Below are 15,499 nucleotides of genomic sequence, written 5' to 3' on the forward strand. Positions count from 1 at the left end.
TACTCTGATTAAAAAGTATAAGGTTTCTTTATTTAATTTAACTTTATTATATCTTTGGCTTGTATTACCCCTTCGTCGCTCCTGCTGTCAATCCATGCACCAAGAACCTCTGCAAGAACATATACAACAACGTAATCGGCAATGCCACCAACACCGAACCTGCGGCGAATAACGTAAACTCTGTACTCGAATACGTATTGACCAACTCATACAATCCTACCGCCAATGTCCAGTTCTCCCTCGAACGTAAGATCAAGCGAGCGAAGATAAAGTCGACCCATGCACCGGCAAATGTCGTTAAGGCAATATACGTAATGATCGGCATCGACAACGGTAGAATGATACGACTGAATATCTGGAAATGACTAGCTCCATCCAACAAAGCCGATTCTTCCAATGCTCTTGGAATCGTATCGAAAAAGCCTTTAGCCACAAACATTCCCAGTGCTGCACCAGAGGTATACACCAGTACTAGCGCCCACGGCGAATTCAGTAAGTTCATTTGTAGCAAAATAACATACACTGCAATCATACTCATAAATCCCGGGAACATGCCTAGAATCAGTACAAGTGACATCATCGTTTGTCTGCCTTTAAAGCGGAAGCGTGACATGGCGTATGCGGTTAGCACTTGGAAAAGCGTTCCTAGAATCATACTGGTAATCGCAATTTTGAGTGTGTTCCAATACCATTTTAAGTAAGGCAAATCTTTGTCCGATTGCGAACGGAACAAGTCCATATAATGCTCTAATGTTAATTTTTGCGGAATCAATGTCTCACTATAGAGCGAATCGCCTTCTTTGAGTGAGGATAAAATGATCCAGAGTGCTGGATAAATACAGCCTATAGCGATCAGTACAAGCAAGATGTAACTGAACACCAATTTAACACGTTGTTGTTTTCTCATTGGATCATATCCTCCTCTTTAAAGGAACGGCTACGTCGATAGTTATAGAGCGAGAATGCCGCAATAATAATAAAGATAATAATGCCGATCGCTGAAGCAAAGTTATAACGCTGATTTTCAAGAGTTAACTTATAGAGCCATGTAACCAATAGATCGGTACTACCTGCAAACGCATAATCTCCATTGGCTGGTAATCCATTTGTTAACAAGAAAATCACGTTAAAGTTATTGATATTGCCTGCAAATTGCATAATTAAGATCGGAGCCGTCTGGAACAATACGAATGGCATCGTAATATTACGGAACTTCTGGAACCCTGTCGCTCCATCCACTTCTGCCGCTTCGTATAGATCACGCGGAATCGCTGTCAGTACACCCAGTACAAGAATCATCGACACGGGAATACCGATCCACATATTCACTAGAATCACGGTCACTTTTGCCCAGAACGGATCATTCAGCCACGGTACTGAACCCAGACCCATCATACGCAAGTATTGGTTGATCGGGCCAAATTGGAAGTTCAGTAGATTACGCATAATTAGTAGAGAGATAAATTGCGGAATCGCATACGGCAAAATAAATAGCGTACGCCACATGCCTTTGAATTTGATCCCTTTTTGCTCAATCAGTAATGCGACTAGAATACCGCCGAAATATGTAGTGACTGTCGCAACCACTGCCCAGATAATCGTCCATGTGAGTACACCGATAAACGTATGACTCCAGGATTTGAGTGTTAATAGATTGGTAAATGTACGGAACCCTACCCAATCGACTAGATTTTTAGCTGGAATATGATCGGGTGCCGAGTAATTGGTAAATGCCATTAATACCATAAAAATAATCGGAACAATCGTAAACACTAATACGCCAATCGCTGGTAAAGTCAGTAACAAATAAGGAAACCCTTGATTACCGATCATTTTCCATGTCTGACGGAATGTATTGGCACGTTCGCCACGTTCGCGCTTTTTACCAATACGATAAGCGTCTTTGATATTCGCAATATAGAAGCATATCAATAAACCAATATACAATAGTGCGACCAGTCCGTAGATCATCATAAAGATCGAATGATCTCCCGGTACGTTCTGATACAATCTGCCGACTTTCTCCATACGGGAAGGCTGATCACCAAGTGTGATCAACCCCCAGATATTGTTCGCCAGACTGGTAATAATCAGATAGACACTTACCAGTTCAGCAATCAGGAAAATAATTCCTTTCGCCCACTGACGATTAACCATTTGCCCGAGTCCCATAATCAGCGCAGACAAGATCGCTGCTATAAGCCCACTCCCTACACCTGTTGTTCGCTCAGGATGAATCGATACGTTCCCCATTGTTATTGCCCTGTCTCGATATTACTCTTCATTTGACTGACTAGATTATCCAGTGCTGCTTTGGGATCTTTATTATCGTTCCAGATCGAAGACATTGCTGCTTCCATTGGAGACCAGAATTGCGCCATTGCTGGGATCGAAGGCATCGGTACTGAATTTTCAAACTGTTTCAAAAATACAGATGCAATCGGATCGCTTTGTACTTTTTCGCTTTCAGCTACTTTGGTATTGGATGGAAGAGCTCCATTCATTTCAAAGTTCTTAGTCTGCCATTCTTCGGAAGTAATAAAGTCTGCAAATAATTTAGAAGCATTCGGATACTTCGTATAAGCGTTTACAAAATAAGCTTTTACACCGGAGAACGGAGTCATTGGTTTACCATTTGGCAGATTTGGATACATACCTACACCGATATTTTTAACCGATTCTTTGAGTGAACCTGTATCCCATGGACCACTGATATTCATTGCTAATTTATTAGACGTAAATAATGATTTTTTGATATCTGCATTGATATCTGATGTTTTAAGCGGAAGAATTTTGTTCAATCCTTGAATAAATGTTGTTGCTTCAATAGCTGCTGGATTGTTCAGACCGATATCTGTTGCATCTGTACCATCACTACCGAATACATAGGAACCGTATCCACCGATAAATGGGAATACATAGTATCCGTTACCAACTTCCCACATGATCGCAAATTTATTCGCTTTTGTATCGTTAAATGTATTTGCAAAATCAATTACGCCATTCCAATCTTGTGGTACTTCTTTGATCAAGTCTTTGTTATAGAAAACAGCTGTGGTTTCTACCGATTTGGGATATCCATATAACATATTGTCATACGTTAACGCTTTGATCGCAATTTCACTATTACGTGATTTGGTATCTTCTTCGAACCAGTCATTAGGCAACACAACACCTGCGGATACCCCTTGACCAATCTGATCATGAACCCCGGCGAATACATCTCCACCTACACCTGCTGGTCCATCTGTTACCATTTGACCCATCGATTTGTCTGGTCCAACTTCAGCAAAGCTTACTTCTACATTATATTTTTCTTTAAAAGCTTTAGCTGCTGCTTCGATAAATGTTTTCTGATCGCCACTATCCCATACGGTAAGTTTGGCGCCTTCTTCAGGTACCATTTCTTGCTGATCGGCTGCTGTTGCAGGATCTGTGGTTGTTCCCGGTGTAGTTGTTCCTGCTCCACCACTGTTACATGCCGACACTATTAACATCATGATTAATAAACAACTCATGATTCCCCACTTTTTACGATTCATCATTCTTTTTTTCCTCCGCTCTATAGTATGATGGCGAGCGCTAAAATTATGTACTGTTATCAAGGGTTTGTTGCCTATGTACTTTGACTATATCATTTGCGCAAACGTTTGTTCATATTAGCATATGATACCCTTTTCCCCAGCCATAAAAGTCTAATAATCACCACTAAAGGTAAATGATGTTATAAGTAAGCGCTTTATCCAGCAAATCCATCATAACTGAAATATGGAAATTGTAAAAACGTTTGCACAAACAATTTAACGCCATATTCTGGCTTTTTGCAGATATAATTGCTTATATCCTATCTATTTCTCTGAAAATCATAAAATATCGCCTATTTTCTTTGGAAGTGTGTATATTTTGCAGTTTACATCCGTATAGCATATGTTTTAACATAGATAATACAGATAGTGATGGTTCTCAATATCCCAAAAACCATGACCAGGGAGGTACACATGTCGGTTACGATCAAAGATGTCGCCAAAAGAGCAGGCGTATCTCCTTCTACCGTTTCGCGTGTATTGTCTAATCATCCGCGAATCAGCCATGCTACCTCAGAAAAAGTGAGAGAGATTATGGAGGAGATGGGCTACCATCCAAATATGATGGCGAAAAGTCTAGTATCCAAAACAACCAAAAGTTTAGGTGTGATTTTACCTAAGCCTGCGGAAGAGTTGTTTTTGAATACTTTTTTTATGGAATTAATACGTGGTATTGTGACCCAAGCGAATCGAAGTGGATATGATGTCGTCCTCACTTCAGGCGCTAGTGAAAAGGAAGAAGTAGACGCCGTCTCTCGCTTAGTTTTTGGTGGACGTATTGATGGAGCGATCTTACTTTATTCTCGTCAAAATGATCCGGTTGTTGATTTCCTAAGTGATAAAGAATTCCCAACGGTACTGATCGGACGCAGTGAGCAACATGCGAATGTTCTTTCTGTCGATACCAACAATATAGAAGCGGCGGCAGATGCTACCCGTCATCTGATCCAATTAGGGCATCGACGGATTGGCTTTGTAAGTGGTCCTTCTGAGCTCGTCGTATCGCTTGATCGAATGAGCGGTTACCGACAAGCGTTGCAAGAAGCAGGTCTTCCTTTACGGGATGATTGGATTGTAGAAGGAGAATTTTTGCAAGAAAGTGGTTATCGGGCGATGTCCTTTTTTATGAATTTGCCTGAACGTCCAACAGCGCTTGTGGTTGTCGATGATATTGTCAGTTTTGGAATTTTGCGTGGGCTCCATGAATTGGGTTATAAAGTACCTGATGATATCTCAATAGTGAGTTTTAACAATATTGCGCTTGCTGAATTATCGACTCCACCACTAAGTAGTATAGATATTGGTATTTATCATCTTGGATATACGGCTTCGCAAGCATTGATTCAAGCGATTCGTGGAGATGATCATGCGTTACTTTCACAGCGTCATATTGTTCCTCATCGTCTGATTGTACGGGAGTCCTCTATGTTCTCCCCTCCTCATACGGAGTCATAATTATTCACATACGAATTCAATAAAGCGACTGAACCAGACATTATTCTGGCACAGTCGCTTTATTTGCTATGAAATACATACATTCGATATCCAATGTATAACGTATACGATATAACACCAACATGAGATGGATACATAAATATTTAACAATAATAGGAAATAAATAGATGTATATTCAATCATTCCCTTTATTTTGTCTTATTTGTAGCATAATTTAATGTTATTTTAAGCTAGCCATCACATTTCGTTAAAGTATGCACGATATAATAACTATACAGAAACAGTATACAAGCTACGGATCATTATAGTTTCTGTATTGATCTACTGATCTTTCGAGTCAACTACTATTTCATCCGAGGAGGGTTTACTTATGAATAACGATAATAACTTATCTCTATGGATGACCCAATTTCTGTGCAGTCCTGATCCAGTGAAAGAAGAACGTATTGAAGAAGCAGAGATTGAGAATAATCCAGTTCTACTGCAAAGCATCCGTTTTCACTTAGAGCTTCGCAATCGGCATGATCTGCTTGAACATCACACGTTATAATAAAGGATGGACTCATGAATACATTCAATCCCAAGATTGAGCGATCTCATCACAGCGATTGTTCGTTCCATATATAAACCCCTTATCCATTTACAGGACAAGGGGTTTATTGTATTTAAACTTCTCTTTTTTGATCGGTATACAGAATACGAATATAATCTTCATGTTGAGCTTGAGTTTTGGCTACACGAGGACGCTCATTCTCTGGAATCACTTCATAAGCTTTACGTAGATATTCTTTATTCTCTACTGTTGGGTTTTCTAAATAGTCATAATACCGATTTCTACAAATATCATATAAGCTTGGATGCTTGTTTAACTTTTGATAAATGTCGAGTACTTGCTTGTATTTATCCTCAATATCTATAATGTAACTTCCATTGACCATTACTACATCACCGAGATGATCGAGTGTGATCTTAGTCGGTTCTTTGAGTTCTGTAAAAAAGGTGCCGTTGCTAAATAATTCTTCTAACTCTTCTAATTTTAATATTTTTTGAAAAACAGCATTTTGACATTCAATCGTACCGTCTTTATATACCGTGAGGTATACCAGATAATCAATACCTTCATACTTCATAAAGATAAAAAATCCTTCTCCTGTAACGACTTTATATCCTACTTCAGACTCTACAAAGAAATCTTGGGCGTAAGGTGATTCTACAATTTTATATTTCTCTTTTTTCATTTTTTCGGCAAAAGAAACTTCGTAGATATTATGCATACCCGGATTCAATTGCTGTACTAACTCCGTTATGTAGTCATAATAGCTCTGTGCATCGTGCTTCCATGAACCGCCAATCGTGCGATAATCCCCTAAGCCAAAAACGGAAATAGATTCTCCGTCAGGTACTTGTGGTGTTAACCATTCCAAATCAATCTTTTCGCGCACGCCTTTGAGATCAGCCAGTTCCCAACAATTCACCATTCCATCTTCATAAATATCTACATTGATATAAAAGTATTGTCCATTACGGATAAATCCAGGAATAGTGGTACCTTCTATTATTTTTTCTCTTCGAATTTTATGCATGAGTCATCTTTCTTCCTTCCCATATGCACTATCTTTTTTATAGATTGATAATAATAGTTATCTATTTATTAACCTATTAAGTAATTGTTTAACGTATTATAAGTTATAAATTTTAGGCGGTCATCTATTTTCTTGAATAAAACCCTTAATAAGTATAGCTTACTTTTTTAAATAGTTAAGTAAATTATGTATTTAGTCTAGCAAAAAGCTCTTACCCTGTAAAATAATCATATCGATTACTTTCAGAATAAGAGCTTATTTAGATCTTATCGTTATTTAATTATAAGCTTGCTAGTTATAAGCTTTGTTACCTATTAATCGTTATCGTAGTCGTCGTTGTCATCATCATTGTCGTAATCTTTATCGACTGATAATACTTTACCTGTAGCTGCATCAATCTCTACAGTTGCTTCGCCACCAGCGATTTTCAAGTCAACTTCATAAGTCACTCGACCATCATCACTATCACGATCTACTTTAGTCACTGTACCTTTTACAGCTTTCAAAGCAATGGCTTTAGCTTGTGCGACTGTTTTTACTTTGTTGTTGGCATTGTTTGTAGCCGTCTGGTTGTCGTTGTCATCATCGTCATTATCATCGTTGACCACTTTCAACACAGTACCTGTAACTGCATCAATATGAACATCTACATCTTTAGTGGAATTGGCTTTATCTACATCAACTTCATAGTACAATTTGCCATTATTGTAACGTTCTAAATCTACACCATCAATCGTACCTCCAGGTACTTTCGTTAATGCGATTTGCTTCGCTTTGGTTTCACCAATTAATTTGCTTGTTGTTGCTGTTGCACTATTTGAATTACTTGAATTATTCGTAGTCGCTGCTGTCACAGTTCCCATTGTTCCCAAAGCGATTGCTGCTGATAATACACCGATACCTAATTTTTTGTTCATCATGTTATGTTCCTCCTAATAATTTTGTAATATGTTTTTCACTTGTTCTTGCCTCTGCTATTAATATAAAGCTTACAAATGAGATGTCGATTACAACAAGATTAGAATTTGATGAGAACGTTAATTATTATGAATTTTTTCTTAGTTCTCGTTGTCGGAATCGTCAACATCATCCCATGTGACAGACATGACTGCTCCAGAAATCGCATTCACCTGTACAGTAGCTTCTCTTTCATCTGGCGTATCAATATCGACCAAGTAATACGATTGTCCTTTGTCTTCATCATCTTCATAGTCGGTATCATCCACTTTACCGGGTACTTGAGTCAGTGCAATTCGCTCTGCATCTTTTTCTTTTAAAATCAATACAGGGGGTTTGGATGAATTGTTCTTATCTTTAGGCTTTTCTTTGTCTTTACGATCATCTTTGCGATCTCGCTGATCTTCAGGTGACGCAGGCGCACCGACTGGCGGCTGGTTCGGATCAGGTGTACCCATAGCTGGCTGATCATTAGACGGTGGTTGGTTATTAGCTATTCCACTGTTGTCATTACTGCTATCTTTATTTTCAGTAGTTGAAGTCGGTGGTGAAGATTCAGTTGGTGTCGATGTAGTATCGCTTGTATCTGTCGAATCTTCAGCAGATGATGTATTTGTACTATTGCTGCTATCTGTTGTTGCCGGTGTAGTAGTAGAAGTCGTTGGCTCGGTTGCTGTTGAACTGGATGAATCTGAGCTAGACGAATCTGTTGTATTCGTACTATTAGGTGTAGTGGTCGCTACTGTCGATTGTCCGATCTGTTGAATCGATTGAATCGCTCCACTGTTACCGTTGACTTGAACTTGATACATGCCTTGATCCGATTGTAACTGAACTGTATAGATTCCATTATTTAATGCAGTCTCTGTTACTTTACCCGGATATTGCTTGAGTACTACATTTTTGGCTTGTGTTGATGTTAAAACAGGGCTCGCTTGTGCTATAGATTTCCACCATAATGTCATTAAAAACATCAAAATTAATAAAATTACGACTGCTCCGGCAATCCACCATCGTCTGTCTTTGATAACAGTTGCTACTGTATGAGTAGCAGGTGATGCTGTTCTTTGCATCTCTCTTCGTCGCATTTATGGATCACTTCCTCAATATAATTTCTAATTGCATCGTTATTATACAGGCTCTTCATTAGAATTTGCTGAGAACATCGTAGTTGTAGGTACAAAAATAGCGGGTAACGAGACGATCGCTGTTGTGCCTTCTTTTTCTACACTTTCCAGACGTATCGTAGCGCCAATCGCATCTGCTATTTCTAAAGCTAAAGTCAGCCCTAGTCCAGATCCTCCTACATCGGTACGACTACGTGCTTCATCAACCCGGTAAAAGCGGTCAAATACTTTGGATAATTCAGCTTGAGGAATACCAATTCCTTGGTCAATAATTCGAATACATCTACGCTGTATTTTCACTGTACCTGCATGCTCTGACATGGGTTGATCATTTTCAATCTCAATCACGATCGGATTCTGACTATATTTACGAGCATTATCTAATAAAATGAACAACAATTGTCGCAATTTACCAGCATCATTTTGAATCAATAATAGCGACGGTTTGGCTAGCAATTCAGTGGAAATACGAACATCAATCTGACGCTGATATGCATTATGGAACCCTTTGACCAATTGATCGATTTCTTCAGCTAAATGCAAAGGTTCTATCGATAAATTCCACTGTTCTTTGTGCTTGGCTAATAACAGCAGTTGCTCAGTCATTTCTTTCATGCGTACCGCTTCTGAATGAATCGCATCAACCGACTCATGGAATAGTTCTGGACGATCCATCCCTCTACGCTTCAACAGACTGGCATAACTTTCAATAATGGTGAGCGGTGTTTTGAGTTCATGAGAAGCATTAGACACGAACTGTTTTTGCTTATCATAATTGGTCTCAAGTAGATCAATCATTGCATTAAATGTCTGACCCATTTCTAATAATTCATCTTTGGACTTAGGATCTAATTCCAAACGCTTGAATCGCCCGCTTCGCTTAATCTCACTCATCGTTGAAGTCATGGCTCCAATAGGACGCATAATAATTCGTCCAAGAATATGACCTGACAAAATAACTGGAATCATGGCTAATCCTGTGACTGTAATCAATACGATTCGAAGTACCTGCAAATAATTTTCTGTCTGATGCAGGCTTTCTGTCACTTGCACATTCACAACAGAACCGTCCGTCCAGATCACAGGAATAGATACGAATACATACCCATTCGCATTATACGTAATTTTTTGAGATTGTAATTCTTTACTATAGCTTACGGTGCGCTTACTTAATTCTTGTTCCGAAGAAGAAGTTACGACTAATGAATTATTTCCTTTTTCAGTGACAATACGGATCATTCCATCTACAGGAACATAAGCACGTAATAGATCGGCTGTGGTCATCGAACCTGCGGTTTGCCGAATATTGTCCGCTGTTTTGTTGGTCTGTGATTCCACTCGTACCAATTGTTCATTGATCGACAAGCGGCTAAACACAATATAGACCAGCACATTCGTTAAAATAAATAACAAGGCAAATAACACCGAAGAATACAAATGTATTTTACTTCTTAGCTTCATCCTGTATCCTTTCTGTTAACTATTATCTTTAATAACATACCCTACTCCGCGTACCGTATGAATCAGTTCGCGTTCAGGATCTTGATCTACTTTTTTGCGTACATAACGGATATAGACATCTACGACATTAGTATCTCCGTAATAATCATATCCCCAGACCGCCGTGACAATCTGATCCCGATTCAGTACTTGCCGTTTATTCTTGAGCAAATAAGCTAACAGATCAAATTCACGTGGCGTGAGCTCAATCTGTTGCTCACCTCTGATCACTTCTCGGGTTCCTTCGTTAAGGCGTAAGTCTGCTGCGGTTAACCAGACTCCATCATTGTCTTCGATAACAGGAGCAGTCTGTGGACGTTGCCGTAGAGCTGCACGTACACGAGCTAATAATTCTTCGATTTGAAAAGGCTTGGTAATATAATCATTCGCTCCCAAGTCCAGACCGGCTACTTTATCTTCAACAGAACTTTTGGCGGTTAATAAAATAACGGGTATATTTCCACCTACACCACGAATCCGTCTCAAAATTTCGATACCACTCATTTCGGGTAACATCACATCTAACAAAATAAGATCATACGTACTTTCTTGATACAGATCCCATGCTTGTGCTCCATTATAGGCTTGTGAAATATCATACCCTTCTGCTTCCAGTTCAATCTGCAACAGTCGAGAAATTTTGTGTTCATCTTCTACGATTAAAATATGTTCCTTCAATCTCTGTTCCTCCTTGTTGCTATAGCTACTCTGTATTCACTTATCCTTTATCATAACAGACCGTGCGATGTTCACGAAATTCAGTTGTTGCGCTAATGAATTATATCGACAAAAAAAGGATATCCTGCTTGAACAACGATAGGCATGAGACGCTATCATTGCAGTCAGGATATCCTGTAGAAGAAGTTTATATCATTAAGATTTGTTTTTATCGATCAGCATGTCTTTGATTAATCCAATCTGACCAATAATTGATTCAGGATCATAGTAAGCATAAGTGTCATAAGGTAACATATAGACCTGTCCTTTTTTCACAGCCGGCAAGCTTTTCCATAAAGGGTTATCCAGAATAGAACTCTTATCGACCTGTTCCGCATCATTATTAAAGCAAATAAAAATATAATCAGCATTCGCATATTCTGGCAATACTTCAAGGGAGATATCTTTGATCTGTGCATCGCTATCAATTACTTCTTTTTGCACGATATCTAATGGTTTTAATTGGAGTGCATCATAGATAGCATATCCGCCACGCCCATAATTTTCACCAAGTACAGCTATTTTTTTACTCCGTACATTGATAAGAGCTGCGGTTTGTCCCGGTTTTACTCTATTTTTAATTTGTTCACGTGCTTGTTCAGCTGTCTGATCATAGCGATCTAACCATGCCTTTGCTTCTTTTTCGCGATTTAATAATGTACCGAATAATTGTATTTCTTCTTTGGGATTATGGTAGGAAGAATAAGGAACATAGATCGTTGGAGCAATTTTGGAATATTCTTCGTATTTTTCGACATCAAAATCGTTAATAACGATCAGATCAGGATTTAATTCAACTACTTTTTCCAAAGAAGTGGGTGTACCAATATCACTAATCGATTGTTCTTGTTCTTTCAAAAATGGACTGCCCATCCACCACTCTTTGTTCGCCCCTACAGGAGTCAGTCCAAGTGCAATCAGTGTTCCATGGTAATAGGTAGATACAATTCGTTTGGGGTTAGTAGGGATAGTCACTTTCCCTTTAGCTGTGTCGATCGTTCGTGTTGCAGACTGTGATGATTCTGTGTTCGTCTGTTGACTGTCTGTTGCTGAAGTAGTACTTGTACGACCACTACAAGCTCCCAATACCAGTGCTATACATAACAATAGTACACCTGTAAGGATAGTTTTTTTTGTATATCTGTAATAATTCATAATGTCCCCCTGCGATTTAATTGATAATCATTCTCAGGTGGAATCATAACAAGTCTATCGTATAACGTCTATGCACAAATATGATCATTTATCATGACAATCATGATATGAACTGTTGTAACCACAATTGTAATTGTGCTTCTTGTGAACAAGGATCAAATCCATAAAAAATATTGCGATCCATAGTATAACATTGTCGATTCTGTACAGCTGCTAATTGTTGCCACTCTAAAGATTCCATTACAGGCTCCAAAGCGACTTCTGATGTGCCTTCAACTGGATAATAAATCACAATCATATGATCTGCTGCATATCGACTTAATTCTGCTAAAGTCACTTCTTTACTGATCAAATTCTGATCTATAATATCTTCTTGTACGATTGCAGGAGGAATATGATGTAACTGTTGATAAATAAGTGGGCCACCCATACTGCGCCGATCACCGTATACATATATTTTTTCCGAGACGATTTTGTAGATACCTACTGTTTCTTCCATACCGATAAAAGATGATAATTGTTCTCTCGCTTGCTGTATTTGCCGATTCCAATCATTTAACCATTGATGTGCCTGTTCTAGCCTGCCTACCTGCTCCGCTAACCACAACCATTGTTGTTGCCAGTTGTGATGTTCAATAGAGAGAGTTTGTACAGGTACATATTCTTCTAATATGGATCTACCTAGATTATCTTCATACGCAAATACAAGATCTGGCTGTACATCATTCATCGTCTGTATAGATTGCTCTAGACTATCATGCAATACAATCATCGTGCTTAGATCCAGATGTTGATGATACTTCTCCCATTTCCATTGTTCCAAATACCCTGCTTGGGGAACCATACCAAGTTGAAGAAGCATCGCTGTAAAAGGATAATTCCACGTAGCATACTGCTTCTCAGACGATTGATACTGCTTGGGCGATAGACCAAATAAAGACTTAAACCGACGGCTAAAATAATGCTCATTCGGATATCCGTTACGTCTAGCAATCTCGCTAATACTTGCACTAGAATATTGCAGGTCTTTTTTGGCGGCATTCATTCGCCAGCGGTAGACATAATCGGTAAACGAAATACCTTTATGCTTACGGAAAATACGAGAAAAATGTTCAGGTGTAATCCCTAAGCGAGCAGCGATAACCGTACGCCGTATCTCTTCACGATAATACATCCTTACCTCATCTGTAGCCTGCTGTATCATATTCAGATTAGTTGCTTCTGTCCCTGATGAATGCTGGTTCCATATCAAATGTAATAGTTGATAAAAAAGCAGTTGGCTATACAGCTCTTTTTCTACAGACAGTTCTTTCGGTTGATCTACGGTTGCTAGTAATTCTTTGCCTAAGCGCTGCATTTCTAAAGGGGAATGTACAGGTATGATCGTAGCTAGACCATCGCTAGACCAAGAAGAAGATGCATGCTTATCTACATTTTGGAACATAAGCTTCAATAGCTGGACAGGTTGTGAAGAATTATTATATAGAAATACACCACTTCCAGCCGGACAAAATAAAACCTGATCCGCTTTGATCGTAAAGTGACTGCCTTGAAGCTGGACATCTGCTTGTCCTTCTTTGATCATCATCAAAGTATCGTATTCTGCAACTGTCCATTCTTTAGGATGATGATGCAGATAAGTGATGATCGTCAATGACAAAGGAATCCATACTTTGCGAGATAAGATATGCGTATGTTGTTTGTGTTCAGGAATAGATACATCGTTTGGATTGGAAAATGGATAACGATTTTCTTTTAACTGCTTGGTAATAGTGCCGACTTCTTGGTCAGACAATTTACCCAAATATTTCACAGTACGATGCTTGTTCTTGCCTTGTTCATCTCGATACGATTCTACAATACGATAATACGTATATACATGTCCTTGCTTATGTACCTTTTGCTTTTTCAAAAACATGATCCAATCCCTTTCAAGTTAAGGTCTACAGTTGAGGACTATAACCTATAATAAAAGTACCTGAAAAACTCAGGTACTCGGGTCTAAATCCAGTCTATTATTCGTTTCCCAAATATAATGATTATCATTTAGTGATATCAAAGAATAAAACAGTACGTCAAAATGATAATGGATCTCACAAAATCATGAATAAAAAAACGATTAACTAGCCAATAATTTTCTGATAACTAGCAATATCGAGCCGACGACCAAATTTATAACCAACTTCACGAAAATGAGCACATTTCTTATAGCCATATCGTTCAAATAAAGCGATACTATTTGCATTTTCTGTACATACCGTTGCAATTAACACATGAAATCCACTTGCAACGCCTGCTTGTTCTAGAAAAGTGAGCGATTTTCCGCCTAATCCTTTGCCTGTCTGACCGGGCTTTAGATAGATCGTGACTTCTGCTGTAACATCATATGCTTGTTTATTTTTGTGTGGAGTGATTAAGATGTAGCCAGCGATTACAGGTGTAGGTTCAGCATTAGAGACTACAGAAGCATCCTGTTCTTCGATAATCACATAAGACTTGTAATGAGCAGGTACATTCATAATCTGCGCGCGCATCTGTGCCAACGATAACAATTCCGTATGAAAAGATACGGTTGTATGCTCTACATAATGCTTATAAATCGAAAGCACTTCAGGCAAATACTGTTCTTCTATCGGCTCAAATCGAATAGTACTCATCTCTAACCAACCCCTCTATTCACAAAAAATAGTGCATCATTCTTTGCTCTGATAGTTGGAATCAAATTGTTCTTCAGGCAAGTCAAATGAAGCTAGCTCTCCTTGAATTCCATTCCCAGATTAATCAGCTACAATCGCATAGATTTTGGCATCGTGAAAGCGTCCTTTAACATACAAGTTTTTACGCATTAAGCCTTCATATTGCATGCCGACTTTCTCCATGACTCGTGCAGAATTAATATTATCAGGCATACAACGAGCTTCGATCCGTACCAATTTCATTTGATTCCAGCCAAAGTCGATAATTGCTTTCATCGCTTCTGAAGTATATCCACGATTCCAAAATTCTCTAGAAAGAGCGTAACCGACTTCAGCTTTAAAATGTTTGGTATTCCAATTGATAAAGCCCATTGTACCGATCAAGCGCCCGGATTCTTTATGTTCAATCCCCCATTGAGAGACAGCGCCTTCTTCATATTTTCCAAGTAAAAAGGAAATAAACTGTTGGGTCTCTTCGATCGACTGGTGTGCATGCCATGTGACATAACGAGTCACTTCTGGATCAGAACCATAAGCGTACATATCTTCTGCATCGTCCATCGTAATCGGACGTAAAATCATTCTTTCTGTTTCCAGTACAGGCAAATTCCCAAAAATATCTTCGATTTTCATATGTATCTGCTCCTTCAAATTGGGATAGGTTATATGTATTTTACCATATATGTGAGTAAAGCGTTGCTAACAAATATGATCAATGTTCATAC

The 15,499-nt window shown here is 38.7% G+C and carries 14 protein-coding genes; 2 read left to right on the plus strand and 12 right to left on the minus strand.

Translation table 11 applies throughout. The annotated features are described in order from the left end of the window. Positions 1–64: 64 nt before the first annotated feature. The 3 genes from PaeCFBP13512_RS17970 to PaeCFBP13512_RS17980 are packed head-to-tail and all read right to left on the minus strand — an operon-like array spanning position 65 to position 3,545. Entirely contained in the window at positions 65–907 is an 843-nt protein-coding gene (locus PaeCFBP13512_RS17970; RefSeq protein WP_069328176.1) for a sugar ABC transporter permease, read from the minus strand. After that, positions 904–2,253: a carbohydrate ABC transporter permease gene (locus tag PaeCFBP13512_RS17975; protein ID WP_069328175.1), complete on the minus strand. Its 1,350-nt coding sequence runs from the start codon at positions 2,251–2,253 to the stop codon at positions 904–906. The genes PaeCFBP13512_RS17970 and PaeCFBP13512_RS17975 overlap by 4 nt, the downstream gene beginning before the upstream one ends. Positions 2,254–2,255: 2 nt before the next feature. Further along, complete coding sequence (locus tag PaeCFBP13512_RS17980; protein ID WP_069328174.1) at positions 2,256–3,545, minus strand: sugar ABC transporter substrate-binding protein; 1,290 nt, start codon at positions 3,543–3,545, stop codon at positions 2,256–2,258. A 453-nt stretch (positions 3,546–3,998) separates the two neighbouring features. On the opposite strand from PaeCFBP13512_RS17980, the gene PaeCFBP13512_RS17985 reads away from it, so the two are divergent. After that, complete coding sequence (locus PaeCFBP13512_RS17985) at positions 3,999–5,039, plus strand: LacI family DNA-binding transcriptional regulator (RefSeq protein ID WP_137225032.1); 1,041 nt, start codon at positions 3,999–4,001, stop codon at positions 5,037–5,039. Positions 5,040–5,409: 370 nt separating this feature from the next. Next, entirely contained in the window at positions 5,410–5,589 is a 180-nt protein-coding gene (locus PaeCFBP13512_RS17990; protein ID WP_069328172.1) for a hypothetical protein, read from the plus strand. Between the two features lie 115 nt (positions 5,590–5,704). Here PaeCFBP13512_RS17990 and PaeCFBP13512_RS17995 read toward each other — a convergent pair whose 3' ends face one another. The 9 genes from PaeCFBP13512_RS17995 to PaeCFBP13512_RS18035 form a co-directional block, all read right to left on the minus strand. After that, complete coding sequence (locus PaeCFBP13512_RS17995; RefSeq protein ID WP_069328171.1) at positions 5,705–6,622, minus strand: DUF7638 domain-containing protein; 918 nt, start codon at positions 6,620–6,622, stop codon at positions 5,705–5,707. Between the two features lie 314 nt (positions 6,623–6,936). Beyond that, positions 6,937–7,542 carry a PepSY domain-containing protein gene (locus PaeCFBP13512_RS18000; RefSeq protein ID WP_069328397.1) on the minus strand — a complete coding sequence of 202 codons (606 nt, stop codon included), beginning with the start codon at positions 7,540–7,542 and terminating at the stop codon, positions 6,937–6,939. Positions 7,543–7,680: 138 nt separating this feature from the next. Then, a complete protein-coding gene (locus tag PaeCFBP13512_RS18005) occupies positions 7,681–8,652 on the minus strand; it encodes a PepSY domain-containing protein (protein ID WP_161594304.1) in 972 nt (323 codons plus the stop codon). 57 nt (positions 8,653–8,709) lie between these two features. Further along, positions 8,710–10,167, minus strand: a complete 1,458-nt coding sequence (locus PaeCFBP13512_RS18010) for a sensor histidine kinase (protein ID WP_137225036.1) — start codon at positions 10,165–10,167, stop codon at positions 8,710–8,712. 15 nt (positions 10,168–10,182) lie between these two features. Beyond that, positions 10,183–10,884, minus strand: coding sequence for a response regulator transcription factor (locus PaeCFBP13512_RS18015; protein WP_137225038.1), 702 nt, complete (start codon positions 10,882–10,884; stop codon positions 10,183–10,185). Positions 10,885–11,079: 195 nt separating this feature from the next. Beyond that, a complete protein-coding gene (locus PaeCFBP13512_RS18020; RefSeq protein WP_137225040.1) occupies positions 11,080–12,078 on the minus strand; it encodes an ABC transporter substrate-binding protein in 999 nt (332 codons plus the stop codon). A 100-nt stretch (positions 12,079–12,178) separates the two neighbouring features. Beyond that, positions 12,179–13,990 carry a helix-turn-helix domain-containing protein gene (locus PaeCFBP13512_RS18025; RefSeq protein WP_161594305.1) on the minus strand — a complete coding sequence of 604 codons (1,812 nt, stop codon included), beginning with the start codon at positions 13,988–13,990 and terminating at the stop codon, positions 12,179–12,181. Positions 13,991–14,201: 211 nt separating this feature from the next. Further along, positions 14,202–14,735: a GNAT family N-acetyltransferase gene (locus PaeCFBP13512_RS18030; RefSeq protein WP_137225044.1), complete on the minus strand. Its 534-nt coding sequence runs from the start codon at positions 14,733–14,735 to the stop codon at positions 14,202–14,204. Between the two features lie 120 nt (positions 14,736–14,855). Further along, entirely contained in the window at positions 14,856–15,407 is a 552-nt protein-coding gene (locus PaeCFBP13512_RS18035) for a GNAT family N-acetyltransferase (RefSeq protein ID WP_069328405.1), read from the minus strand. Positions 15,408–15,499 lie beyond the last annotated feature (92 nt).

Source organism: Paenibacillus sp. CFBP13512 (assembly GCF_005233705.1).
Taxonomy (GTDB): domain Bacteria; phylum Bacillota; class Bacilli; order Paenibacillales; family Paenibacillaceae; genus Saccharibacillus; species Saccharibacillus nuruki.